Origin of the sequence: Agrobacterium vitis (genome assembly GCF_013426735.1) — a bacterium.
GTDB classification, from domain to species: Bacteria; Pseudomonadota; Alphaproteobacteria; order Rhizobiales; family Rhizobiaceae; genus Allorhizobium; species Allorhizobium vitis_D.
The window spans coordinates 1504077-1525975 of sequence record NZ_AP023272.1 but is presented as its reverse complement, the minus strand read 5'-3'; the positions used below and the strand labels follow the sequence as shown (position 1 = coordinate 1525975).

Genomic DNA, 21899 nt, shown 5'->3' with positions numbered 1-21899 from the left:
GATAATATCCATGCGTTCCACACGCCAATTGTTCCGCGCCATTTCGCTTTGCGCTGTCGCTGCTGCCAGCCTGACGGCCAGCACCGCGTTGTCGCAGGCTGCCGAAAAGATCACCATTATGGTCGGCGGTTTTGAAAAGCAGATCTATCTGCCCGCCAAACTGACCGAGAGCCTTGGCTATTTCAAGGAAGAAGGCCTTGATGTCGAGCTGCTGAACGAAGCGGCTGGCGTCGATGCCGAAAACCAGCTTCTGGCTGGCGCCGTGCACGGCGTGGTCGGTTTCTATGACCATTGCGTCGATCTGCAAGCCAAGGGCAAGTTCGTCGAATCGGTCGTACAGTTCAGCCAGGCGCCGGGCGAAGTCGAGCTGGTCTCGACCAAGAACCCGGAAATCAAGAGCTTTGCCGATTTCAAGGGCAAGACGCTGGGTGTGACCGGGCTTGGCTCCTCCACCAATTTCCTCACCCTTTACATGGCCTCCAAGGCAGGCTTGAAGCCGGGCGAGATCGTTACTATTCCGGTCGGCGCGGGCGGCACGTTCATTGCCGCCATGCAGCAGGCCAGCATCCAGGGCGGCATGACCACCGAGCCGACGATTTCGCGCATGGTCAAGACCGGTGAAGCCTCGGTTCTGGTCGATCTGCGCACTGTGGACAAGACCCGCGAAGCACTGGGCGGCACCTATCCGGCCGCCTCTCTCTATATGGAAACCGCCTGGGTCAAGGAGCATAAGGAAGAGGTACAGAAGCTTGCCAACGCCTTCGTCAAGACGCTGAAATTCATCAACACCCATTCGGCGGCTGAAATCGCTGAAAAAATGCCGAAGGATTTCTACGTTGGCGATAAGGAGGGCTATATCAAGGCTCTAGACGCTGGCAAGGGTATGTTCACCCCCGATGGCGTGATGCCGGAAGATGGCCCGCCGACGGTTCTGGCCGTGCTCTCGGAATTTTCCAAGAACGTCAAGGGCAAGAAGATCGACCTGTCCAAGACCTATACGACCGAATTCGTCAAGAACGCCAAGTTCTGATTTTCAGGGCCGCCAGTCACTTGGCCGGGCGGCCCTTTCCTCTCCTTTAACGATCACACTCTGCGGGCCTGACGCTCGCCGGAAGGATGTCCCATGGCCAAAGATCAGAGCCGGACCCCGGCTATTGAACTCATCAATGTGACGCGCCGTTTCGTCTCCCCCACCGGCAAGACGCTGACCGCGCTGAAAGATTTCAACATGGCGGTGGAGCGCGGCGAATTCGTTGCCGTCGTCGGCCCGACCGGCTGCGGCAAATCCACCACGCTTAACCTTGTCACCGGCCTTGCAAAGCCCAGCGCTGGCGAAGTGCGGCTGATGGGCGGCCCGGTCAACGGCATCGACCCGCGCGTCGGCTTCGCCTTCCAGAAGGATGCGCTGTTTCCGTGGAAGAATGTCATCGACAATGTCATGGCTGGCCCGCTGTTTCGCGGCAAATCCAAAACCGAAGCAGAAAAGCTGGCGAAAGACTGGCTGGCCCGCGTCGGCCTTGGCAAGTTCCTGCATCACTATCCCCACCAGCTCTCAGGCGGCATGAGGAAGCGGGTGGCCTTGGCCCAAACCTTCATCAACGAGCCGGAAATCCTGCTGATGGACGAGCCCTTCTCGGCGCTAGACGTGCAGACCCGTACCGTGATGCATGAGGAATTGCTGAAGCTTTGGGCCGAGCGCAAGGCCTCGGTAATTTTCGTCACCCACGATCTGGAAGAAGCCGTGGCGCTGGCCGACAAGGTCTATGTGCTGACCGCCGGTCCGGCCACAGTGAAATCCGTCTACCCCATCGCGCTGCCGCGCCCGCGTGTTGTCTCCGAGATCCGCTACGAGCCGGAATTCGTCGAATATTGCAAGACGATCTGGGAAGACATGCGCCAGGAAGTGGAAACCAGCTACCGCCGCGCCAGCGAAGCCGCCTGAGGAGGATAGAATTATGGCAGACATTAGTATGCAAAGCCCGGCCACCCCTGCGGCCACCTTTCGCGCCGGCACATCCGACAAGGAAATAGAGGCCGCAGCGCTGAAATCCGTCAAGCGCCGCAAGCAGATCGTGCTGTTCTGGCAGATCGCCATTCTGGTAGGCGTGCTGACGCTCTGGCAGGTGGCTTCCGACCAGACCTGGATCGACCCGTTCTTCTATGCCAGCCCCTATGCGGTGGTGGAGCGGATCTATGACTGGGCCGTCAATGGCACCACGGAAGGCTCGCTCTGGTACAATCTCGGCATTACCATGGAAGAGGCGCTGATCGGCTTCTTCTCCGGCTCGATTGCCGGTGTGGTGGTCGGCATCGGCCTTGGCCGCAACAAGCTGCTGTCCGACATTTTCTCCGTCTATATCAAGGCGATCAACTCTATCCCCCGCGTGGTTCTGGCGCCAATCTTCATCATGATCATGGGCCTCGGCCTTGCCTCCAAGGTGGCGCTGGCCTTCATCATGGTGTTCTTCGTCGTATTCGCCAATGCCTTCCAGGGCGTGCGTGAAGCCGACCAGGACATGATTGCCAATGCCCGCATTCTCGGCGCCAGCGACTGGCAAGTGACCAAGGCGGTGATCGTGCCATCGGCGATGAGCTGGATCTTCGCCAGCCTGCACGTCTCCTTCGGCTTTGCGATCATCGGTGCCATCGTCGGCGAATTCGTCGGCGCCCGCTACGGCATCGGTCAGTTGATCTCGATTGCCAAAGGCACCTTCGACGCCGCCGGCATGTTCGCCGCCATCGTCCTCGTCATGATCATCACGCTGGCCGCCGAATATGTGATGACACTGGTCGAAAACCGCCTAGCCAAATGGCGCCCGCAGCAGAGCCTCGACACGCATTGAGGCGCGTTGACGGAAGGTAAATGCTCCTCCCGGCAAGCCGCTCGCAACTGATGGTGCGGGCGGCTTTTGATATTTTAATAACGCGTCATTGCGCCTCTTTGTCATGCTCGGCCCTGTGCCGGACATCTAACCACAGTGGGATATCCTGTAGAGTCAACCATGGGCGGGCGGCAGCAGACCCTTGGGACAAGCCCAAAGATGACGGAAGAGGACGCGATCTTTCACAACAGGATACACCTGCGATTGGCGCAAATCTCATTTCGACCGCATAACGCTTCTGTTTCGAGCGCCCCAGCTTTTCAAACGTAGTCCGTTCAACCGGATAAAGCCTTCGGCATCGTGGTGATCGTAGCCGCTCGATCCTTCTTCGAACGTCACCAGATCCATCGAATAGAGGGAATAGGGTGACTTGTGGGCAATGACGCGCGCCTGACCTTTGTAGAGGCTCACTGTCACCTCCCCGGCAACATAATCCTGGCTTCGGTCGATCAAGGCCTGCAACATCTCCCGTTCCGGCGCAAACCAGAAACCATTGTAAACCAGTTCGGCATACCGGGGCATGATCTCATCCTTCAAATGCGCTGCTGCCCGGTCGAGGGTAATGGACTCGATACCGCGATACGCAGCAAGCAAGATGGTACCGCCCGGCGTCTCGTAGATCCCACGGGATTTCATGCCGATGAAGCGATTTTCAACAAGATCGAGCCTGCCAATTCCATGCCGCCCACCCAAACTGTTTAATTTTGTCAGTAAGGCGGCTGGAGATAAATGCTCGCCGTTTAGAGAGATGGCATCACCCTTTTCAAAGCCGATTGTGATGATGTCGGGCACATCGGGAGCATGTAGAGGATCAACCGTCCGCTGATAGACATGAGCTGGAGCAACCACGGACGGATCTTCCAAAGCCTTGCCTTCGGTAGAGGTGTGCAGCAGGTTCGCATCGGTGGAGAAAGGCGCCTCTCCGAGCTTGTCGTGAGGGATCGTGATCTGATGCGTCTGCGCGTATTCAATCAACTGCGTGCGTGACTGGATACTCCAAATGCGCCAAGGAGCGATGACACTGATTGACGGATCAAGCGCATTGGCGGCCAGTTCGAAGCGGACCTGATCATTGCCCTTGCCAGTCGCACCATGGGCAATGGCATCGGCCCCGACGTCCTGAGCAATGCTGATAAGGTGTTTGGCGATCAAGGGTCGGGCAATCGAACTGCCCAGAAGATACTGGCCTTCGTAGAGCGCATTGGCACGCATCATCGGGAAGACGAAATCGCGAACGAATTCTTCTCGAAGATCAACAATGCGAATATCCTCAATGCCCAGCCTTTGCGCATTGAGGCGCGCCGGTTCAAGCTCTTCGCCCTGCCCAAGATCAGCGGTAAAGGTGATGATCTCGCAGCTATAGGTCACCTGCAACCACTTCAGGACCACGGACGTATCCAGGCCGCCGGAATAAGCCAGTACCAGTTTTTTGATTTCCCTTGCCATCGTTCCAGTCTCCAGATTGATAACTGAAAGAATAGGTCAATCCCCGCGCAATATGGTTGCGAAAAGGCTACAAAAATCCGATATATTGGCATATAATTTCAATATTATCCGACTGGAAGATGGAAAATGCCTCACACTTTGGACGATATAGATCGCCGCATTTTGCGGGCACTTCAAAAAAACGGACGTATTTCCAATGTCGATCTGGCCCAGCAGGTCGGGCTGTCTCCTTCTCCCTGTCTGCGGCGCGTGCGATTGCTGGAAGAGGCAGGCATTATCGACCGCTATGTTGCGGTGCTGAACCCGGCAAAGGTTGGCGCCGGGCTGACTGTGTTTGCGCGGGTGTGGTTCAAGACACAGGACGCGCAGCTCACTCTGCAATTTGCCGAGGCAATCAGGAAATTTCCAGAAGTTATCGAATGCTATCTGACGACAGGCGAATGCGACGCTATTCTGCGCATCGCCACCGCCGATCTGCATAGCTATTGGCGCTTCCAGGCCGACCACCTCACCCGAATACCAAGCGTCCTCAGCGTGAAAACGGACGTGCCGATGGAGACACTGAAACAGAGCTTCGAATTGCCATTAGGATGAGAAGGGTCGAACGCATGGCGAATGATCGCGGCTGGTTTGTTTAAGTCGCTCCACTTCACAAACCTGATAAACACCCATAATCCCTAGGTTACATGTAACGAAAGGAGACCTCATGCCGACACCCGACAATCATCGTGTGCAAAAACGGCGCGATGCCTTGCGTGCTGCGGGGTTGCGACCTGTGCAAATCTGGGTGCCGGATACGCGGCGGCCTGGTTTTATCGAGGAATGCCATCGTCAATCCATGGCGGTCGCGGCTGTCGATGGGGCTGATGGTGATGTTCTGGCTTTCATGGATGATGCTCTGGTCGATCTCGATAACGAGTATCCCGAGTGAAGCGGGGCGATCTGGTGACAGTCGCCGTGCCCGGCGACTTTGGTAAGCCACGCCCTGCCATCATCATTCAATCGGACTTTTTCTCTGAAACCGGCACCGCAACCGTGTTGCTGATCTCCTCCACGCTCGTCGATGCGCCGCTGCTGCGGGTGACCGTGCAACCGTCGCCCGCCAATGACTTGAAAAAACCGTCACAGATCATGGTGAACAAAGCGATGTCGATCAGGCGAGAGCGGCTTGGCCCCGCATTCGGTCGGTTGGATGATGACACAATGCTGTCCGTGACCCGTTCGCTGGCTGTGTTTTTCGGCTTTGGCTGAACCGCCCACCCCCTTGAACTTCACCCCGCCCTCGGCAGCCGCACCACCACCTTCAGACCACCCTCCGCAGCACTCCCCAACGTGACCTTGCCGCCTGCGCCTTCTACCACTTCGCGGACGATGGCGAGGCCGAGGCCGCTGCCTTCGGGTTGGGTGCCGATGATCCGGTAGAAGCGTTCGAAGACCTGTTCGTGTTCTGCGGGGGCGATGCCGGGGCCGCTGTCTTCGACGGTGAGTTGTACGGTGTCGGCAAGCGTCTCCACTGTCACCGTCACCACACCGGGGGAAGGCGTGTAGCGCAGGGCGTTATCGACCAGGTTGACGACCATTTCGCGTAGCATGGTGGCGTCGCCGGTGACGGGGGCCGCCCCTTCCGCCTCCAGGCCGAGATCGATGCCGCGCCGCAATGCGTCTTCGGCCTGGGCTTCCAACACCTGACGGGCGATGTCGGCCATATCGACGCGGTCGGCGCGGGGTGCGCGGCTGCCGGGTTCGGCGCGGGTCAGGGTCAGCAGCTGTTCGGCCAGCCGGGTGACTTGCCGTGTACTGCGGATCAGCGCGTGCAGCGCTTCGTCGCGCCGGGCCGGGTCGGTTTCGCGGGCGGCAAAGCTGGCCTGCGTCGAAATCAGCGTCAGCGGCGTGCGCAATTGATGGGCGGCATTGGCAACGAAGCGTTTTTGCGCTGCCATCTGGCGCTGCACGCGGTTCATATAATCATTCAGCGCCCGTACCAGCGGACGAAGCTCGGTATGGACAATTGTCTCATCAAAAGGTTCCAGCTGATCACGACGGCGGGCGCGCACCGCATCCCGCAGCCGCAAGACGGGGCCAAGCCCGCGCTGGAGCCCCAGCACCGTGACCACCCCGGCAACCAGAACCAGCAGGACCTGACCGTTAAAATTCGAAAACCATAGATGGGTGCGCATCGCCTGCTGGCTATAGCGCGTCACCGCCACGGTCACCGTAACGCCAGCGCCCTCCGTGCCTACACTGGAATCAACCCCAACCACCGGGTGGTTCAGCATCAAGGCGCGGACATTGAGATTGCGAAACACCATGTCCTCGCCCTGGCGCTCATGGGCCGGTGCTTGCAGGTCGGCATAGCCGGACACCAGATTGCCCCAGGCGGTCGTGACCCGGTAATAGACCCGGTCGCCAAAGCCGGTATCGAAGATTTCCAGTGCCGCGGGTGGAATATCCACCTCGACATTGCCGCCCTGATCAACCCGCACCGCCTCGGCAATCATTCGTGCTGAGCCGAGCAGCATATTATCCGTTACAAGATTGGCGGTGCTGCGGGCCATGACCAGCCCGAAATAGAGATTAAAGCCGATTACGCCGACCAGCGTCACCATCACCCAGGCCAGAAGCTGCGCCCTCAGGCTGTGGCGCAGCCGCAGCAAGGGCCGGACACGACCAAAATTCATGCCGCGCCCGCCCATATCACGCTCCCCATCTCACGCGGCCCGCAGCATATAGCCGAGGCCACGCAGGGTGGCGATCTGCACCGCCCCGCCTTCCAGCTTTTTGCGCACCCGGTGCACGTAAATCTCAATGGCGCTCGGATCGGTCTCGGCGTCGAAGCCAAACACGCTTTGCGACAGCGCCGCCTTGGTCACGGTGCTGCCCGCCTTCAGTATGAGATATTCCAGCACCGAATGTTCGCGTGGCGTCAGCGACAAGACCTCGCCCTTCAGGGAAAACTGCCGTGTCGCGCTATTGAGCACCAGATCAGCCACGGCAATTTCCGGGCTGGCCAGATCATGCCCGCGCCGGATCAGCGCTCGCAGCCGGGCTTCCAGCTCGGCCATTTCGAAGGGCTTGGCGAGATAGTCGTCAGCACCGGAATCCAGCCCCGCAACCCGTCCGTCCAGCGAGGCATTGGCAGTCAGAATAATCACCGGCACTTTACGGCCACTGCGGCGAATGCGCTTCAGCAGGGTCATTCCATCAATCTTCGGCAGGGACAGATCGAGGATCACGGCGGCATAATCGGCGAGGTTTAAAAAATCCTCGGCCTCCTCGCCATCATGGGCGGCATCCACGGTGTAATGCGCCTGGGTCAGCGCCTTGGCCAGCCAATCGGCCAATTCATGATTGTCTTCAACGATCAGCAATCGCATGATGGTTCATTCATCCTCTTCCCGTACCTATCATACAGCGCCGCCGATCAAAAAGGTCGCGGAAAGAGTGTTGCAACAGATTATTTTTGGCATTGATCGTCAGGCGAGCCAGCCGCTTTCCAGCCCGCTTGCCCAATCGTCCCGGCCCCTGTCCGCCGCCAGTCGGGCCATTTCGAGATGACGGTAAGGCACCTGCCGGAACGTCACCGTCCAGCCTGCCTCACCCTTTTCCAGAATGGCGTAGGAGGCGAGCGGTGTTCCGGCTTCCACCCGGTGATAAAACGGCACGTCATCATCATAGGCCGGGCAACCGACGCTACCGGGATTGACGATCAGCCGCCCATCGGTAAGCCGCACCGCACGCGGCAGATGCGAATGGGCGCAGAGGATCAGCTCCTGCCCGACGCCCTCGGCCAGTGCCTCAATTTCGGCGCGGGCTTTCAAATGCACCAGGCCTTCGGGGCTGACGCTTTCCAGCCAGTAGAGATCGTCGATTTTTGGCGTGGCATGGCAGAGAAACACCTCCTCGCGCCAGACCGTGGTGACGGGCAGGCGTTGCAGCCATTGCAAATGCCGAGGCGAAAGCTGGTCATGGGCTTGCGCATCGGAAGAATGCATCGCTGCCCTGTCCTGCTCGATCAGGTAGCGGTCATGATTGCCTCTGACGGTAACGAGATCCAGCAACAGCAGCAGATCGCCGGTGCGCCCCGCCTCCAGCGGCCCGGAAAAACAATCACCGAGATTGACCACATGGTCATAGCCAATGCCCTGAGCGGCAATATCGACCAGCACCGCTTCCAGAGCCAGACAATTGCCGTGAATATCGGCTATGGCGGCAAATCGCATCGGTCAACTCCCGCGATAGGTGGAATAGCCGTAAGGCGAAAGCAGCAGCGGAACATGATAATGCGCCTGCGGATCGGCAATGCCGAAGCGAATGGGAATGACATCCAGAAATGGCGGATCGGTCAGTTCCGCCCCTTGGCTCTTGAGATAGTCACCGGCATGAAACAGCAATTCATATTGGCCGACACGAAATTCTTCGCCCGCCAGGATCGGACCGCCATCCACCCGGCCATCGGCATTGGTGAACACGGTCTTGATCAGGTCCGCCTCCTCACCGTTCATCCGCATCAGCTGGATGCGCAGGCCGGACGCCGGGCGGCCCAGGGCGGTATCGAGAACATGGGTGGTCAGGCCGGTCATGGGCGTGGCTCCAGAATCAGGTAAGGCTGGTCGAAGAAGAACTCCTCCAGATTGTTTCCCGGACCATCGCGATCCGCAACCAGAAAATCGCTGACCTCACCGATTGCCATCAAAGGATGGTGCCAGACATTGCGGTGATAATTCACCCCCTGCTGCGGCTCGGCCAGAAATACCTGCGGCACGCCCGGACGGCCACCCTCGTCCAGCGAAACCGCCAGCAGGAACGAGCGGCCGGACAGCGGCGTAAAGCTCTGGCTGCCAAGCGGATGCCGTTCCATCATGCCAATTTCATAGGGAAAACGGCGTGGCTGACCGCGAAAGATATTGAGAACCACACGGGCGCCCTCACCCAGCACATCGGGGCTGGCCAGAGCATGAAACCGCTCGGTCGTGCCGCCATTGATCAGTCGCATCCGGGCGGGGTCGGCCTCGATAACATCGCCGAAGGGAGCGAAGGCTTCAGGGGTTAACGGGCGGATGGCAAGGGGAAGGAATGGCTGGGTCATGGCAAGATCCGCAAACGAGGTGGGCCAGCGGTATTGTCATAATGAGCATTAGAGCCCCGGACATATGCCGCTCATCTCGATAGCAGTAACCCATTGGAGCAAATCAGCAAACCTGATTTCCATATTTTATCCCGCCCCGCGATAGCGCGGGGCGGGATAATTCAATTGTCGATGCTAAAATTTGTCGGATTAGGCAAACCGCGACACACGCTCAATCTTGACCTCAGTCTGGGGCCGACGCAGGACCAGGAATTCACGCAGCAGCTCTGCCTGAACAACCGCGCTGATATGGGATGCCGGTTCGATATTCAGCATGTCGTGGTGGTTGCAGGTCATGTCGCGCAGGTAAACCCTGCCCTCCACATGCGGCAACCAGGTTTCCGCATCGTAGTTGAGGATGGTGTTCAGCGCATCGCTGCCCGCGCTTGGTTCGGCACGGAAGAAATGCACATCGGCATCGATCTTGCCCGGTGTAAAGCGCTGGGCAATTTCCAGATTGTGCAAGATGGTCGCCTTGGCACGTTCGACGAAATCCGGATCGAACTGGTGAACCTGCTCCAGCAGAACATGGTTATCCGTATCGAACATTTTCAGCACGAAATCGCCAAGCTCGGCCAGCGATGGCTTGTCGCCCGCTGCCTTTTCATCAAATCCGAGGAAGCCGAGGGCTGCCCGCGCCAGTGTCGCATCGTCCTGCAATTGGGCAGCAGGCTTGAAATGGTAGCTGTCCATCATGCCCAGGAACGCCACAGCCTGGCCTTCCGCCTGCAATTGCCGGGTCATTTCATGGGCAATCAACCCACCCAATGACCAGCCCAGCAGATGATATGGCCCCTGGGGCTGGATCTTGCGAATCCGCTGCACATAGAGCGCAGCCATATCCTCGATAGAGCGAGGCAGGGCAGTGAGATCATGCAACCCATCCGATTGCAGGGCGTAAACCGGGACATCCTCGCTCAAATGTTGTGCGAGCGAGAAGAAGCTCCAGCCCAGGCCCAGCACCGGATGGATGCAGAACAGCGGCGGGCGCTCGCCCTTGGCGCGGATGGCCAGCACCGGCTCGATCAGTGGTGAACCCGAGCTTGCCTCATCCAGATGCACGGCCAAGGCGGCAATGGTTGGCGTTTCGAACACGGCACCGAGGGGAATTTCGCCCTTCAATCGGCTGCGAACGGCGGAAATCATTCCAGCGGCAGCCAGCGAGTCACCACCCAGCACGAAGAAACTGTCGTGAATGCCGATCTGCTCCAGACCGAGGATCTCACACCACAAGGCAGCAAGCCGCTTTTCAGCATCGGTCCCTGGCAGGGCAATGCCTTCCGTCACCGTCCATTGCGGTACCGGCAGCGCGTGACGGTCGGTCTTGCCATTGGAATTCAACGGAATAGCGTCCAGCACCACATAGGCCGCCGGGATCATGTGAACGGGCAGCACCTTGCCCAGTCGCTCCGAAAGATCAGCAGCATCCAACGATACACCCTCGCCTATCGCACCCTCTCTGGGAACAACATAGGCAACCAGTCGCTTTTCGCGGCCCGGATCATCGCGCAGAATAACCACCGCTTCACGCACCTGCGGCAGGGCGGAAAGCGCCGCCTCGATTTCGCCCGGCTCCACCCGGAAGCCGCGAATCTTGATCTGGTGGTCGTTGCGACCGAGATAATCCAGCACGCCATCGCGCCGCCAGCGCACCAGATCGCCGGTCCGGTAAATCCGCTCGCCTTCGCCTGCGAAAGGATCAGCCATGAATTTTTCCGCCGTCAGGTCCGGGCGGTTCAGGTAGCCCTTCGCCACGCCCGCACCACCGATATACAGCTCCCCGATAAAGCCGGGCGGCACTGGCTGGCAATGCCGATCGAGGACATAGACGCGGGTGTTCCAGATTGGCCGGCCAATCGGCGCGCTGTCGAGATCGCTGCCCAAAAGCGGCATGTTGGTGGACCAGATCGTGGTTTCCGTCGGTCCATAGACATTCAGAACGGGATGGCCGAGCCGCGCCATTTTATGCGCGAGGTCTGCAGGAAGCGCCTCGCCACCGACAAGACTGCGCAATCCCGTCAGACCCTCATGATGATCGGCCAGCAAGGCCCGCCACAAAGACGGCGTCGCCTGCATGATGGTGATACCCGCACTGCGGATCAACCCATGCAGCACTGCCGGATCGCGCACTTCCGAGCGCAGCGCGATCACCGTGCGCGCGCCTGCCAGCAACGGTAGATAAAGCTCAAGGGCTGCAATATCGAAGGAGATCGTCGTCACGGCCAGCAAACGGTCTTCACTGTCCAGTTTCAACAGATCCTGCATCGACAACAGGAAGTTCATCAGGCCGCGATGCGGAATTTCCACACCCTTGGGCCGACCGGTCGAGCCGGATGTGAAGATGATATAGGCCGTGTCGGTCAGCGACGGCCCCTTCGGCAGATCGCGTCCCTGTCGCTCGAGGGGCTTGTCGAGGAAGATCAGATTGTCGGTGGCCTCAGGCAGGTTACCCGCCACTTCCTCTGTCGTGATAACGCAGGCTGGCTGCGCATCCTCAAGGATCATCGCCACCCGCGAGGCTGGATCAGCCGGATCGAGCGGCAGATAGGCGGCACCGCTTTTGAGCACTGCCAGCAGCGCCACAACCATGTTTTCAGACCGCGGCACAGCCACAGCCACCAGAGAACCGGGTACCGCGCCCTTTTCCATCAGATAGCCAGCCAGATGATCGGAGGCCGCATCCAGTTCGCCATAGGTCATCTGGCGTCCGCCAAAGGATAGCGCTACCGCATCCGGCGTGCGGGCTGCCTGCGCTCGGAACAATTCCGGCCAGGTCTGATCCGGCAGTTTATGGGACGTATCGTTCCAGTCGGTGAGAATTTCCTGCCGCTCCCACTTCGACAGCAGGCTGAAATCGCGCAGGGGCTGTTCAGGCGTCGCGAGGATCTCTCTCAACATGCGGGTGAACCGCGCCTCGTGATCGGCCAGCTCTTCCAGCGTATAGAGCGCCGGATTGGCATCAAAATCGATGCGCAGGTCGCCATTGTCACCACGGTCATAGGCGAAGATGGTGAAATCCGTCATCGTGCCATTCGAAAGGTTGTGCACGGTGGTTGGCTGTCCATCAAAGCGTAGATCGTAGTCGAAAGGCTCGATATTGACGCCCAGCCAGGCAATCTGCGCATCCTGGCGGACCATGCCGAGATCGCGGCGAATATCCTCATAGCGATAGCGCTGATAGCGCAGCGCCCGGCTCATCTGCTGGGAAACCTGACCGGTCAATTCGCGCCAGGACAGGTCCGGCGTGATCGAAAACCGCAGAGGAACCGCATTGGCGGTCATGCCCGGAATGCGGCGCATCGTCTGGCTGATCCGGGCCGTCACCATGGTGACCATGGTCAGCTCTTCGCAGTCGGTCGCCTTGGCGTAATAGGCCGCGACAAGGGCAATCAAGGCCTGTGGCACGCTGGCGCCAAAGCCACGGCTGATCTCAGCAAGCGCCTTGACCGTCTGGCGATCGATGACCGTCGTATGGCGCAACAGGCCACCGGATGGCTCGCCTTTCTTCTTCATCAAGGTCACCGGCTCCGGCAGACCCTTCATCTGCTCCGACCAATAGGCCTTGTCGCGCTGGAAATGCACCGAATCGCGGTAGGTGCGCTCAAGCTCCAGCAATTCCTGCGGAGAACCGCAATCATAGGGCTCAGGCTGGTTGCCCTGGGCCAGCGCCGAATAAATATCGGCCAGCCGCCGGGCCAGCAAGCCGCCAGAGAACCCGTCCATGATGATATGATGTGCCCAATGATACCAGACCCATTCTGTGGCCCCGAGCTTCAAAAGTGAAGACCCCCAGAGATTGTCATTGGCAAGGTCGAGCGGCTTAGACATCTGCTTGCGCATCCAGTCCATGGCGCTTGCGCCAGGATTGTCAGCACCGCTGAAATCGATCACGTCAAAGACGCCGCAATAGGCCGCCATGACAACCTGATGCGGCTGCCCTTCGATTTCCTTGATGCGAGACCGTGTGACAGCAACATCATCTGACAAGCGGCGCAACGCCTGGCAGAACAGTCCTGGATGAACGGGACCGTGAATTTCGATGGATTCAGCAAGGACAAAGCTCAGATCGGCGGGAGCTACCTTTTGTTTGACCCACAAGCCTGCCTGCGCAAGAGAAACCGGAAAAACCTGCTCATGTCTGCCTACAAAAGACATTGAAAAACCTCACTGAAATATCGGCCAAAACCAGAAAACAATCAAAAAGCAAGCACAATCAAACGATTACGATGCTAGGAAACGCAAAAACTGCCACTCAAAATAAAGCACATCAGCATGTCATGAATTCAACTGCTCAACACAAATTAGAAATACTTAAATACAAAGCAATAAAACCAAATTGTCGCAAAACGATACAATCACGAATAAAAAGAACACAGATTTTGCTATAAAATTCACAAACTATATACAAATCAGGCACCCAAGCCTGAAAACGTGAGACAATGAAAACAGCACACGGCACGTTTGTAAAGTGTCCGACTTGCAATAACCCGTAAAAATCAACGAAACAGAACGGGGATGGACTTTGCACTTAATGCCGAATTAATCGCCAAAAAGTAGAAAATTCAACAAATGCGCGTTTAAATTTCTATTTCTATCCAATTAAGTATACAGACCGAAGATGAAACAATTTTGACACTCTAACGGACAGATATAGTGCTTCAAAAAGAGATAAATAACACAAAATCTACATAAACAAACATAGACAGGAATTAAATGCGTTAGAATATCACTTTTTTGACATAAGATAATTATTATACGTAAAAACCCCTCATATTAAATAGTAAAACAATTTCTTTCGCCAATTTTCACAAAAGCTAATTCATGCGTTATTAGCATATATCAAATTACGATATTTTAAAATAAAAACCAAGCACGATATTCGATCGATACACGAGCAATATAGACAGGATTGATATTATTAATGCATCAACAGAGGCCAAAGCCTTAAAAATTCTAGGGTTAATCCGGGATTCCAAGACAACACTATAATCTAAAGTGGATACAGATTGAGCTAAATCTGTACTGGATCGGGGAATGATGCAGTCTTCATTTTAAAATCGCCCGACCGTATTCACTTGAGCGTTGAATACTGATTACAGCACGTAACGGCGCTTTGACCGAATAATCGAGGGTCACAGAAGACCACACCGATATTCACCTATACGAAGGCCCGAAGATGCTCCCACATCTTCCCCTTCAGGAAAAATCAAATACATCAATGGCTTGAGATATTCACACCATCTTCAAGACAAGGAACCATCGGCGCCTACAGTGTCCTGGTACACGATATCAAGAGCGCTTGCGCCCAGATCCGATGGATCAAATCTGGGCGCAAGCAGAGAGGATCAGGCGGCTTCAGACTTTGCAACCGGAACTTCTGCAATCGTCTTCAAGACCTGGGAAGCGATCTGGTAAGGGCAGCCCTGCGAGTTGGGGCGGCGATCTTCCAGGTAGCCACGATAGCCATTGTTGACGAAGGAGTGCGGAACGCGGATCGATGCACCACGGTCAGCAACGCCGTAGGAGAACTTGTTCCACGGAGCGGTTTCGTGCTTGCCGGTCAGACGCAGGTGGTTGTCGGGACCGTAAACGTCGATATGCTCTTTCCAGTTCTTGGCGAAAGCCGCCATAAGCGCTTCGAAATAGTCCTTGCCGCCCACTTCGCGCATGAACTTGGTCGAGAAGTTGCAGTGCATGCCGGAACCGTTCCAGTCGGTATCGCCAAGCGGCTTGCAATGAAACTCGACATCGACGCCGTATTTTTCACACAGACGCAGCAGCAGGTAGCGGGCCAGCCAGATTTCGTCAGCGGCCTTTTTGGAGCCCTTGCCGAAAACCTGGAATTCCCACTGACCCTTGGCCACTTCGGCATTGATGCCTTCATGGTTGATGCCAGCAGCCAGGCAAAGATCCAGATGCTCTTCGACGATTTCGCGCGCGACATCGCCGACGTTCTTGAAGCCGACGCCGGTGTAATAAGGACCCTGCGGCGCAGGATAGCCATTTTCCGGGAAGCCCAGCGGACGGCCGTCCTGATAGAGGAAATATTCCTGCTCAAAGCCGAACCATGTGCCTTCGTCTTCCAGAATGGTGGCGCGGCTGTTGGAGCTATGCGGGGTGACGCCATCGGGCATCATCACTTCGCACATGACCAGTGCACCATTAGTGCGGGCCGGGTCGGGGTAAACAGCAACAGGCTTCAGCACGCAATCCGAGCTATGGCCTTCGGCCTGCTGGGTGGAGCTGCCGTCGAAGCCCCAGAGGGGGAGCTGTTCGAGGGTCGGAAATTCAGCGAATTCCTTGATCTGCGTCTTGCCGCGCAGGTTCGGGACCGGCGTATAGCCGTCCAACCAGATATACTCGAGCTTGTACTTGGTCATTGTCGATCTCTCATAAGTCCAGCGCCTCGCATCGGGCGCACCCTGGGGGTGATTCTCCGGCGGTCCGGGAGTCGATAAATAACAAGCAGGAACCATGCCAAACCCGCAAAAACCACCTTGCGACCCGAAGAAAAAACGCCAGGCATATTCAAAACACCTTAAAAGCCACGGGTTTTTAACGGTTTTGTGTCAGATTGACCGACATGCCACCGCCTTCTCAATGCGCATTTGCAAAATAAAAGGCAGCAATGCCCGGTGGATAGCAGCGATGGCGTGAAAAAGCAGCCCAAGATGATTTATTTTTGGGCAAACTGCACTTTCTATGTGCATTTTAGCTGAAAAAATGCTATGAGATTCATCCGGGCGGAGGAGCTCGAGGAACAACGAAGGGCAGTAGCGATGACAACGGGCCTTGGTCGGGAATCGGCAAAAATCTACGAATTCCCAGTACATAATACGCAAAGACTGCGTGAAATGCGTGAGCGCACTCTCCATAAGCAGGTGATCCTCGAAAGCGGAGCCGCCAGCTGGTATCACGAGGCAGCGATCCGCGAGGCGGAAGACGCGCTCAAGCAGTGACGCTTGGGCAGTGACGTTTGGCAACACCACAATCAGCAGGATCATGCTGCATGACCCTGTTTCGGCTGCGCGCCAGAGTATGTCAGGTTCACAGTGAACCAGACATACTTCAGCTGTCTTGTTTTCGTTTGTCTTTTCGGGAAAACCGGGTTCCACTTTTCGCTGACAAACTTTAAACGCGCGGCCCACTCATTCCTGCCCGGCACTCACTCTTGACCGACACTTTCGGCTGGCAGCATTGCTTCGAGCCGAAGGAGGGCGATTTTTTCGACTTGAAGGCAGGCGGTTGAGAACTCCGTTTCGACGCTGTTGTCGATACGGGCCTCAAATGCGGCCAGAATGTCGTCTTTCGTCAGGCCCTTCACGGCGATGATGAATGGAAAGCCGAATTTTTCCATATAAGCACTATTGAGCGCTGTAAAACGTTGATGTTCAGCCTCGGACAGGCGATCGAGCCCGGCGCCAGCCTGTTCGCTGCGGCTTTCCTCTGTCAATTCACCTGCAATGGCCAATTTTCCAGCCAGATCCGGATGCGCCCGCAGCACATCGAGCCGCTCGGCTTGAGTTGCTGTGCGAAATATCGCGCTCATTCCATCATGAACGCCAAGGGCGGTCAGGGGCTCGTCAATAAAACCGGCATCGAAAGCGCGCTCGGCAATGAACGGTGAATGTTCGAATATTCCGCCGAATTGCTCAATGAAATCCTGTCGCTGCATCGGCTCACCCCTGTTTTGATCTGCAATCGATAGCCAATATGCAACGGGTTGGAAAGAGCCGGATTTTCGCAAGGCCCGCCGAATATTCGCGGTAGATGTTGAACACACCCGCCGGACACCTATCTAAGGAGCGGGCTGCCGTTCCCAACGGCTTTTTCGTGCCCTTCCCAATTACAAAACTGTTCTCTACACATTCCTCCCCATGACAAAAAAGGAGCGCCGCATGCCAATCGCAAGAGGTTATGCCGCAACCGACGCCAGCAAGCCGCTGGAACCCTTCACTTTTGAGCGTCGCGAACCCAATGATGACGACGTGGTGATTTCTATCAAATATTGTGGTGTCTGCCATTCCGACATCCACCAGGCCCGCAATGAATGGGGCAATTCCGCATTCCCCATGGTGCCCGGTCACGAAATTGCCGGTGTCGTCACCGCCGTTGGCGCAAACGTGTCGAAATTCAAGGTCGGCGATCATGTCGGCGTCGGCTGTTTCGTCGATTCCTGCGTTCATTGCCAGGAACGCGATGTGGATATCGAGCAATATCTGCCCGGCCTCGTCCAGACCTATAACGGCGTAGACCGCGACGGCAAGACGGCAACTCAGGGCGGCTATTCCGACACGATCGTCGTCAAGGAAGGCTATGTCCTGTCGATCCCGGACAATCTGCCACTCGACAAGGCTGCCCCATTGCTTTGCGCCGGTATCACGCTCTATTCGCCGCTGGCCCACTGGAAGGCTGGCCCGGGCAAGAAGGTTGCCATCGTCGGCATGGGCGGTCTCGGCCATATGGGCGTCAAGATCGGCGCGGCCATGGGCGCGGAAATCACCGTGCTCAGCCAGACCCTGTCGAAGAAAGAGGATGGCCTGCGTCTCGGCGCCAGCCATTACTATGCGACCAGCGACGCCAAGACTTTCGAGACGCTGGCCGGATCCTTCGACCTGATCATCTGCACCGTCAGCGCCGATATCGATTGGAATGCCTATCTCAACCTGCTGAAGGTCGATGGCACCATGGTTCTGCTTGGCGTGCCGGAAAAGCCGGTTCCGGTGCATGCCTTCTCGCTCATCCCCGCCCGCCGCAATCTGGCCGGCTCGATGATCGGGTCGATCAAGGAAACCCAGGATATGCTGGATTTCTGCGGCAAGCACGGCATCACCTCCGATATCGAACTGATCGACATCAAGGATATCAACACGGCCTATGAGCGGGTGTTGAAAAGCGACGTGCGTTATCGTTTCGTCATCGATATGGCGACGCTGGCCGCCTAGGCGCCCTTGTTGCAGTTTGTCTTTTCGGGAAACCAACTGGCCACTTTTCCCTGACAAACTCTAACGGCGAACAAAAACATCCCCCGGCCAAGACCGGGGGATGCACAAAACCTCGCATCAAATGAATATCAGATCAGCGAGCAGGCTTCAGTTGCAGGCGTGAAATCCCGGCTGCGACGTTCAGACCCGTTCCGGCCTCCGCGCTGAGCGGCTGCAAGCCAAAATTCTTGTTGCTACCGCCAACCAAAGCATTGGCGCCAAGGCCGACGCCCACCGATGCCCGTGCCGATGCGCCGACATAAGTACCAGCCAGAGCGCCCTGGCGCGTCGTGGTCGGATTAATGTTATAAACGATCCAGCGGATGTAGCTCTTGCCGGTAATACCGACATCCAGGCCCAGCTTGCCGATAGAACCGCTGTAGCGCTCGACTTTGCCAGAACGCTGCTGGAAATCGCAGGTCACTGTTCGGCTCGAGCCGATCAACATGCCGATGCCGCCTGCAACCTCACAAGACAATGTGCCCAAACGTTCCTTCGGCTGGGTCGCCGTCATCTGGGAGGCAGGGTGACGCGTGCTATTGTGATGGGTATTTGCTGCATTGGCGACCGAAGCCGCCCCCATCGCCGCCACCGCGACCAGAGCAAAAACTGTTCTCATCGAACATTCCTTTCCGCTGTTGCGGACCGTTTCCGGTCCCCTTTCGCAAGGTGTTAATCCACCTTGACCGAATGTGTTTCACCGGCAGCCACGCGGCGTGGCTACCGTTATTATCGTACAACGCCTGCGGGCGATGATGCTGCGCATCTTCAAACCCGTGAGACTTCGAGCATGATAATTCGTTTACTTGAAGGCATCCTTGGCCTTGCCAACGGTGGACTGAATCTTGCCAGCGGCCTTGTCCATCTTGCCTTCGGTTTCGAGCTTCTTGCTGCCCGTTACCTTGCCGACGGCTTCCTTGACGCTGCCCTTGGCTTCCTTGGCGGCACCTTCGATGCGATTCTTGTCCATAGTTTTCGTCCTTCTCTTGATTAAGGAAGACCGTTGTTGGTGTTCCGGCAGTGAAACGTGCGGCCGGAAAAATTGTTCACCAGTCATTAAAAGAAATTGAGATTGTTTGGCTCGCTATAGGCGGGTAAAATAGTACAGATCCTACCGTTGGATGCAGACACATCTGTTCGATGTACAAGTTGAGTTTGAACATAACCATAGGGAAAGCGGCGATCTCTTACAGACTATATCTTGAATGAAGAAGGAAGGATTGTGGATCAAATCCAAAACTTGAAAGCTATGATCGCGGCCACATGCAGAACACCGGATAATTCCCGGAACCAATTGCGGTTTAAGGAGGAAATTATCTATTATTTTCAAAATATTAAAAGCGTCATATGCGGCTTGCAAAATGCATGATGCCGTAAGCGCAGGACGGTTCTCCCCGCAGAAATTGCTTGAACTTGTTTTAACATTTTTGGCTTTTAAATGATTTTCCAAGTGTAAATTTCAAATTTTTATCATTTTATACGTTTAAAAGAATGCGAAATATTTTTTTAATAATTGCTCTCTTAATATAATATTGATCTACTGCAAGAGAAAACTAGACCATGAATGTCATGCATATCGCATCGAAAAATCCCGCCCAACATCTGGTTATCGCGGGTGGACTTGCAATATTTCTGGCATTGACGATCTGGTCCGAGGTTGCCAACTGGACGGCCCAGGTGTCGCGGATGAATTCTTATCTTGCGCAAACAGCAAGAGCGATTGCCCAGCATACGGACGATGTGATCGAAGTGGCCAAGCAACCTCTGGCTGGGCTGGTCTTCGAAGTGCAGGAAAACAACAGCAAAAGCGTTTTGCAGAGCCTGGACCTGGTTCGCAGGATGCGTGAGCTTATCAAGACGTCACCCTATTTGCGCAGTTTGGCCTATATCGGCCCGGATGGTCGGCTGATTGAGTCGACCTCCGATCCGTTTTCATCGGGTCTCGATCTTTCCAGCCGCAGTTATTTCAAGACCCATCAAACATCCACGGAACTGCAACCGCTTGTCGATGGACCCTATCAAAGTCCATTGGCCAAAGACTGGTTCATCACCTTGTCCCAGCGGATGAATGATGATCGGGGACAATTTGCCGGCATCATGGTGGCGACCATTGATGTCGAAAGCTTCATCCGGTTTTTCCGCAGCTTCAACATGCTGGACAACAGCGCTTTCGCGATGATGGATGGCGCCGGGCGGGTTCTGGTCCGTGCGCCCCTGGATGCGACGGCCATGGGCACCAGCATCGCCGATTCAGCTTTGTACCGAAACGCTATTTCGACAAGCAACATTGGAAATTTTCAATATACATCGCGATTTGACGGCATATTGAGAACCTCTGGCTATTATAGAAGCAGCAATACACAGATCACCGTACTTGTCGCTGTCTCCAAAAAAGCTATTCTGTGGTATTGGATAGACATCAGCAAACCCCGATGGATCTGTTTTATCGTTGCATTGATGGTCGCATGCGCGTTGGGCATCCGCTTGAGACGGCAATGGGCGTTGAAGCGCCGCGACGAGATGATTATTGCCGCACGGGAAGCGGAGTTTCGCCTGATTGCCAATGCCTCATCCGACTTGATCGAAAAACTGGATGACAACGGTATCCGCGAATATGTTTCCGCAGCCGCCAAATCTGTTCTCGGCGTGGAGGCCGATACGATTGTCGGACGCAGCGTGTTGGACGAATACGATGCCGAGGCCCGGCAATACTGGTCAGAGGCGCTCGCCAACATTGCCGCCGGTTCATCAATCGAACGGCTTGTATTCCCGAGGATTAAAAAAACCGGTGAGATCGCCTGGCTGGAAACCGTGATAACCCGGGTTCGCAGCTTCGATATCAGCAGCGGCATGGTTGCCGTAACCAGGGACGTTACAAGTCAAAGACTTTTGCAGGAAGAGCTGGATCGGCTTGCCAATACGGATGAATTGACACAGCTTTCCAACAAACGTCACTTCAACAGACAGCTGAAAAGTCTATCCGCCGAGGCACGGACAGTGGGTACGCCCCTGTCACTGCTTGTCGTCGATGTCGATAAATTCAAGCTGTTCAACGATACCTATGGTCATCTGCCGGGTGATAATTGCCTGCGGAAAATTTCGACCGAAATCGCCGCTGCAATCCGTCCCGGAACGGATCTTGCCGCGCGCTACGGTGGAGAGGAAATCGTCATCCTGCTGCCGGGAAAAACCGCAAGCCAGGCACACCAAGTGGGCGAGGAGATCCGCCAACGGATCGCCGCCCTGGAGATAATCCACCAGAAAAACCTGCCCTGGGGTCATGTGACCGTCAGCATCGGCGTTGCAGAACAATCACCTGTGCATGATGAGACAGATGAAGCTCTGTTTGTGAAAGCCGATCAATGCCTCTACACGGCCAAAAACTCCGGTCGCAATAAAGTCGTCTCTTTCGATGAGAATTTGTCAGCCGCGGCGGCCTGAGACCGTCGCGACTCATTTTGG

20 protein-coding genes are annotated in these 21899 nt (G+C 56.2%); 8 read left to right on the top strand and 12 right to left on the bottom strand.

All coding sequences use genetic code 11. The features are described from left to right. Positions 1–10: 10 nt before the first annotated feature. From H1Y61_RS06895 to H1Y61_RS06885, 3 genes are all read left to right on the top strand, one after another. Positions 11–1030, top strand: coding sequence for an ABC transporter substrate-binding protein (locus H1Y61_RS06895; protein ID WP_180574130.1), 1020 nt, complete (start codon positions 11–13; stop codon positions 1028–1030). A 93-nt stretch (positions 1031–1123) separates the two neighbouring features. Further along, positions 1124–1942, top strand: a complete 819-nt coding sequence (locus tag H1Y61_RS06890) for an ABC transporter ATP-binding protein (protein ID WP_015916803.1) — start codon at positions 1124–1126, stop codon at positions 1940–1942. Positions 1943–1955: 13 nt separating this feature from the next. Continuing rightward, complete coding sequence (locus H1Y61_RS06885; protein ID WP_180574129.1) at positions 1956–2843, top strand: ABC transporter permease; 888 nt, start codon at positions 1956–1958, stop codon at positions 2841–2843. 255 nt (positions 2844–3098) lie between these two features. On the opposite strand, the gene H1Y61_RS06880 is transcribed toward H1Y61_RS06885, so the two are convergent. Continuing rightward, complete coding sequence (locus tag H1Y61_RS06880; protein ID WP_180574128.1) at positions 3099–4328, bottom strand: argininosuccinate synthase; 1230 nt, start codon at positions 4326–4328, stop codon at positions 3099–3101. Positions 4329–4454: 126 nt separating this feature from the next. Between H1Y61_RS06880 and H1Y61_RS06875 the strand changes: the two genes are divergently transcribed. From H1Y61_RS06875 to H1Y61_RS06865, 3 genes are all read left to right on the top strand, one after another. Further along, positions 4455–4922 carry an Lrp/AsnC family transcriptional regulator gene (locus H1Y61_RS06875; RefSeq protein WP_174111462.1) on the top strand — a complete coding sequence of 156 codons (468 nt, stop codon included), beginning with the start codon at positions 4455–4457 and terminating at the stop codon, positions 4920–4922. Positions 4923–5034: 112 nt separating this feature from the next. Then, positions 5035–5259 carry an antitoxin MazE family protein gene (locus tag H1Y61_RS06870; protein WP_180574127.1) on the top strand — a complete coding sequence of 75 codons (225 nt, stop codon included), beginning with the start codon at positions 5035–5037 and terminating at the stop codon, positions 5257–5259. Next, positions 5256–5579 carry a type II toxin-antitoxin system PemK/MazF family toxin gene (locus H1Y61_RS06865; RefSeq protein WP_180574126.1) on the top strand — a complete coding sequence of 108 codons (324 nt, stop codon included), beginning with the start codon at positions 5256–5258 and terminating at the stop codon, positions 5577–5579. The genes H1Y61_RS06870 and H1Y61_RS06865 overlap by 4 nt, the downstream gene beginning before the upstream one ends. A 20-nt stretch (positions 5580–5599) precedes the next feature. Here H1Y61_RS06865 and H1Y61_RS06860 read toward each other — a convergent pair whose 3' ends face one another. The 9 genes from H1Y61_RS06860 to uraD all read right to left on the bottom strand — a co-directional run bounded on the left by H1Y61_RS06860 (position 5600) and on the right by uraD (position 17128). Continuing rightward, positions 5600–7006, bottom strand: a complete 1407-nt coding sequence (locus tag H1Y61_RS06860; RefSeq protein WP_235680851.1) for a sensor histidine kinase — start codon at positions 7004–7006, stop codon at positions 5600–5602. Between the two features lie 30 nt (positions 7007–7036). Further along, a complete protein-coding gene (locus H1Y61_RS06855; protein WP_060717790.1) occupies positions 7037–7702 on the bottom strand; it encodes a response regulator in 666 nt (221 codons plus the stop codon). Between the two features lie 99 nt (positions 7703–7801). Next, complete coding sequence (locus tag H1Y61_RS06850; RefSeq protein WP_180574124.1) at positions 7802–8548, bottom strand: metallophosphoesterase family protein; 747 nt, start codon at positions 8546–8548, stop codon at positions 7802–7804. A 3-nt stretch (positions 8549–8551) separates the two neighbouring features. Then, positions 8552–8908, bottom strand: a complete 357-nt coding sequence (uraH, locus tag H1Y61_RS06845; RefSeq protein WP_180574123.1) for a hydroxyisourate hydrolase — start codon at positions 8906–8908, stop codon at positions 8552–8554. Continuing rightward, positions 8905–9414 carry an ureidoglycolate lyase gene (locus tag H1Y61_RS06840; RefSeq protein ID WP_180574122.1) on the bottom strand — a complete coding sequence of 170 codons (510 nt, stop codon included), beginning with the start codon at positions 9412–9414 and terminating at the stop codon, positions 8905–8907. The genes uraH and H1Y61_RS06840 overlap by 4 nt, the downstream gene beginning before the upstream one ends. Before the next feature lie 189 nt (positions 9415–9603). Further along, positions 9604–13608 (bottom strand): non-ribosomal peptide synthetase, encoded by a 4005-nt coding sequence (locus tag H1Y61_RS06835; RefSeq protein ID WP_180574121.1) that lies wholly within the window; start codon positions 13606–13608, stop codon positions 9604–9606. A gap of 1190 nt (positions 13609–14798) precedes the next feature. Continuing rightward, positions 14799–15833 carry a glutamine synthetase beta-grasp domain-containing protein gene (locus tag H1Y61_RS06830; RefSeq protein ID WP_174111469.1) on the bottom strand — a complete coding sequence of 345 codons (1035 nt, stop codon included), beginning with the start codon at positions 15831–15833 and terminating at the stop codon, positions 14799–14801. 189 nt (positions 15834–16022) lie between these two features. Further along, positions 16023–16457 (bottom strand): hypothetical protein, encoded by a 435-nt coding sequence (locus H1Y61_RS27155; RefSeq protein ID WP_429923830.1) that lies wholly within the window; start codon positions 16455–16457, stop codon positions 16023–16025. 161 nt (positions 16458–16618) lie between these two features. Continuing rightward, positions 16619–17128: a 2-oxo-4-hydroxy-4-carboxy-5-ureidoimidazoline decarboxylase gene (uraD, locus tag H1Y61_RS06820; protein WP_174111470.1), complete on the bottom strand. Its 510-nt coding sequence runs from the start codon at positions 17126–17128 to the stop codon at positions 16619–16621. Between the two features lie 223 nt (positions 17129–17351). Here uraD and H1Y61_RS06815 point away from each other — a divergent pair, with 223 nt between their 5' ends. Further along, entirely contained in the window at positions 17352–18398 is a 1047-nt protein-coding gene (locus H1Y61_RS06815) for an NAD(P)-dependent alcohol dehydrogenase (protein WP_071203741.1), read from the top strand. Positions 18399–18531: 133 nt separating this feature from the next. Here H1Y61_RS06815 and H1Y61_RS06810 read toward each other — a convergent pair whose 3' ends face one another. After that, positions 18532–19056: a DUF992 domain-containing protein gene (locus H1Y61_RS06810; RefSeq protein ID WP_180574119.1), complete on the bottom strand. Its 525-nt coding sequence runs from the start codon at positions 19054–19056 to the stop codon at positions 18532–18534. Positions 19057–19239: 183 nt separating this feature from the next. After that, entirely contained in the window at positions 19240–19407 is a 168-nt protein-coding gene (locus tag H1Y61_RS06805; protein ID WP_174111473.1) for a CsbD family protein, read from the bottom strand. Between the two features lie 590 nt (positions 19408–19997). Between H1Y61_RS06805 and H1Y61_RS06800 the strand changes: the two genes are divergently transcribed. Continuing rightward, positions 19998–21878, top strand: a complete 1881-nt coding sequence (locus H1Y61_RS06800; protein ID WP_180574118.1) for a sensor domain-containing diguanylate cyclase — start codon at positions 19998–20000, stop codon at positions 21876–21878. Positions 21879–21899: the final 21 nt, after the last annotated feature.

What these genes read in the sequence shown, in the direction of transcription:
- H1Y61_RS06885 (WP_180574129.1), top strand. Translation starts at nt 1,956, where the DNA reads ATGGCAGACATTAGTATGCAAAGCCCGGCCACCCCTGCGGCCACCTTT.
- H1Y61_RS06810 (WP_180574119.1), bottom strand. Translation starts at nt 19,056, where the DNA reads ATGAGAACAGTTTTTGCTCTGGTCGCGGTGGCGGCGATGGGGGCGGCT.
- H1Y61_RS06860 (WP_235680851.1), bottom strand. Translation starts at nt 7,006, where the DNA reads ATGAATTTTGGTCGTGTCCGGCCCTTGCTGCGGCTGCGCCACAGCCTG.
- H1Y61_RS06835 (WP_180574121.1), bottom strand. Translation starts at nt 13,608, where the DNA reads ATGTCTTTTGTAGGCAGACATGAGCAGGTTTTTCCGGTTTCTCTTGCG.
- H1Y61_RS06805 (WP_174111473.1), bottom strand. Translation starts at nt 19,407, where the DNA reads ATGGACAAGAATCGCATCGAAGGTGCCGCCAAGGAAGCCAAGGGCAGC.
- H1Y61_RS06840 (WP_180574122.1), bottom strand. Translation starts at nt 9,414, where the DNA reads ATGACCCAGCCATTCCTTCCCCTTGCCATCCGCCCGTTAACCCCTGAA.
- H1Y61_RS06895 (WP_180574130.1), top strand. Translation starts at nt 11, where the DNA reads ATGCGTTCCACACGCCAATTGTTCCGCGCCATTTCGCTTTGCGCTGTC.
- H1Y61_RS06815 (WP_071203741.1), top strand. Translation starts at nt 17,352, where the DNA reads ATGCCAATCGCAAGAGGTTATGCCGCAACCGACGCCAGCAAGCCGCTG.
- H1Y61_RS06830 (WP_174111469.1), bottom strand. Translation starts at nt 15,833, where the DNA reads ATGACCAAGTACAAGCTCGAGTATATCTGGTTGGACGGCTATACGCCG.
- H1Y61_RS06855 (WP_060717790.1), bottom strand. Translation starts at nt 7,702, where the DNA reads ATGCGATTGCTGATCGTTGAAGACAATCATGAATTGGCCGATTGGCTG.
- H1Y61_RS06875 (WP_174111462.1), top strand. Translation starts at nt 4,455, where the DNA reads ATGCCTCACACTTTGGACGATATAGATCGCCGCATTTTGCGGGCACTT.
- H1Y61_RS06890 (WP_015916803.1), top strand. Translation starts at nt 1,124, where the DNA reads ATGGCCAAAGATCAGAGCCGGACCCCGGCTATTGAACTCATCAATGTG.
- H1Y61_RS06800 (WP_180574118.1), top strand. Translation starts at nt 19,998, where the DNA reads ATGAATGTCATGCATATCGCATCGAAAAATCCCGCCCAACATCTGGTT.
- H1Y61_RS06870 (WP_180574127.1), top strand. Translation starts at nt 5,035, where the DNA reads ATGCCGACACCCGACAATCATCGTGTGCAAAAACGGCGCGATGCCTTG.
- H1Y61_RS06850 (WP_180574124.1), bottom strand. Translation starts at nt 8,548, where the DNA reads ATGCGATTTGCCGCCATAGCCGATATTCACGGCAATTGTCTGGCTCTG.
- uraH (WP_180574123.1), bottom strand. Translation starts at nt 8,908, where the DNA reads ATGACCGGCCTGACCACCCATGTTCTCGATACCGCCCTGGGCCGCCCG.
- uraD (WP_174111470.1), bottom strand. Translation starts at nt 17,128, where the DNA reads ATGCAGCGACAGGATTTCATTGAGCAATTCGGCGGAATATTCGAACAT.
- H1Y61_RS06880 (WP_180574128.1), bottom strand. Translation starts at nt 4,328, where the DNA reads ATGGCAAGGGAAATCAAAAAACTGGTACTGGCTTATTCCGGCGGCCTG.
- H1Y61_RS27155 (WP_429923830.1), bottom strand. Translation starts at nt 16,457, where the DNA reads ATGATCCTGCTGATTGTGGTGTTGCCAAACGTCACTGCCCAAGCGTCA.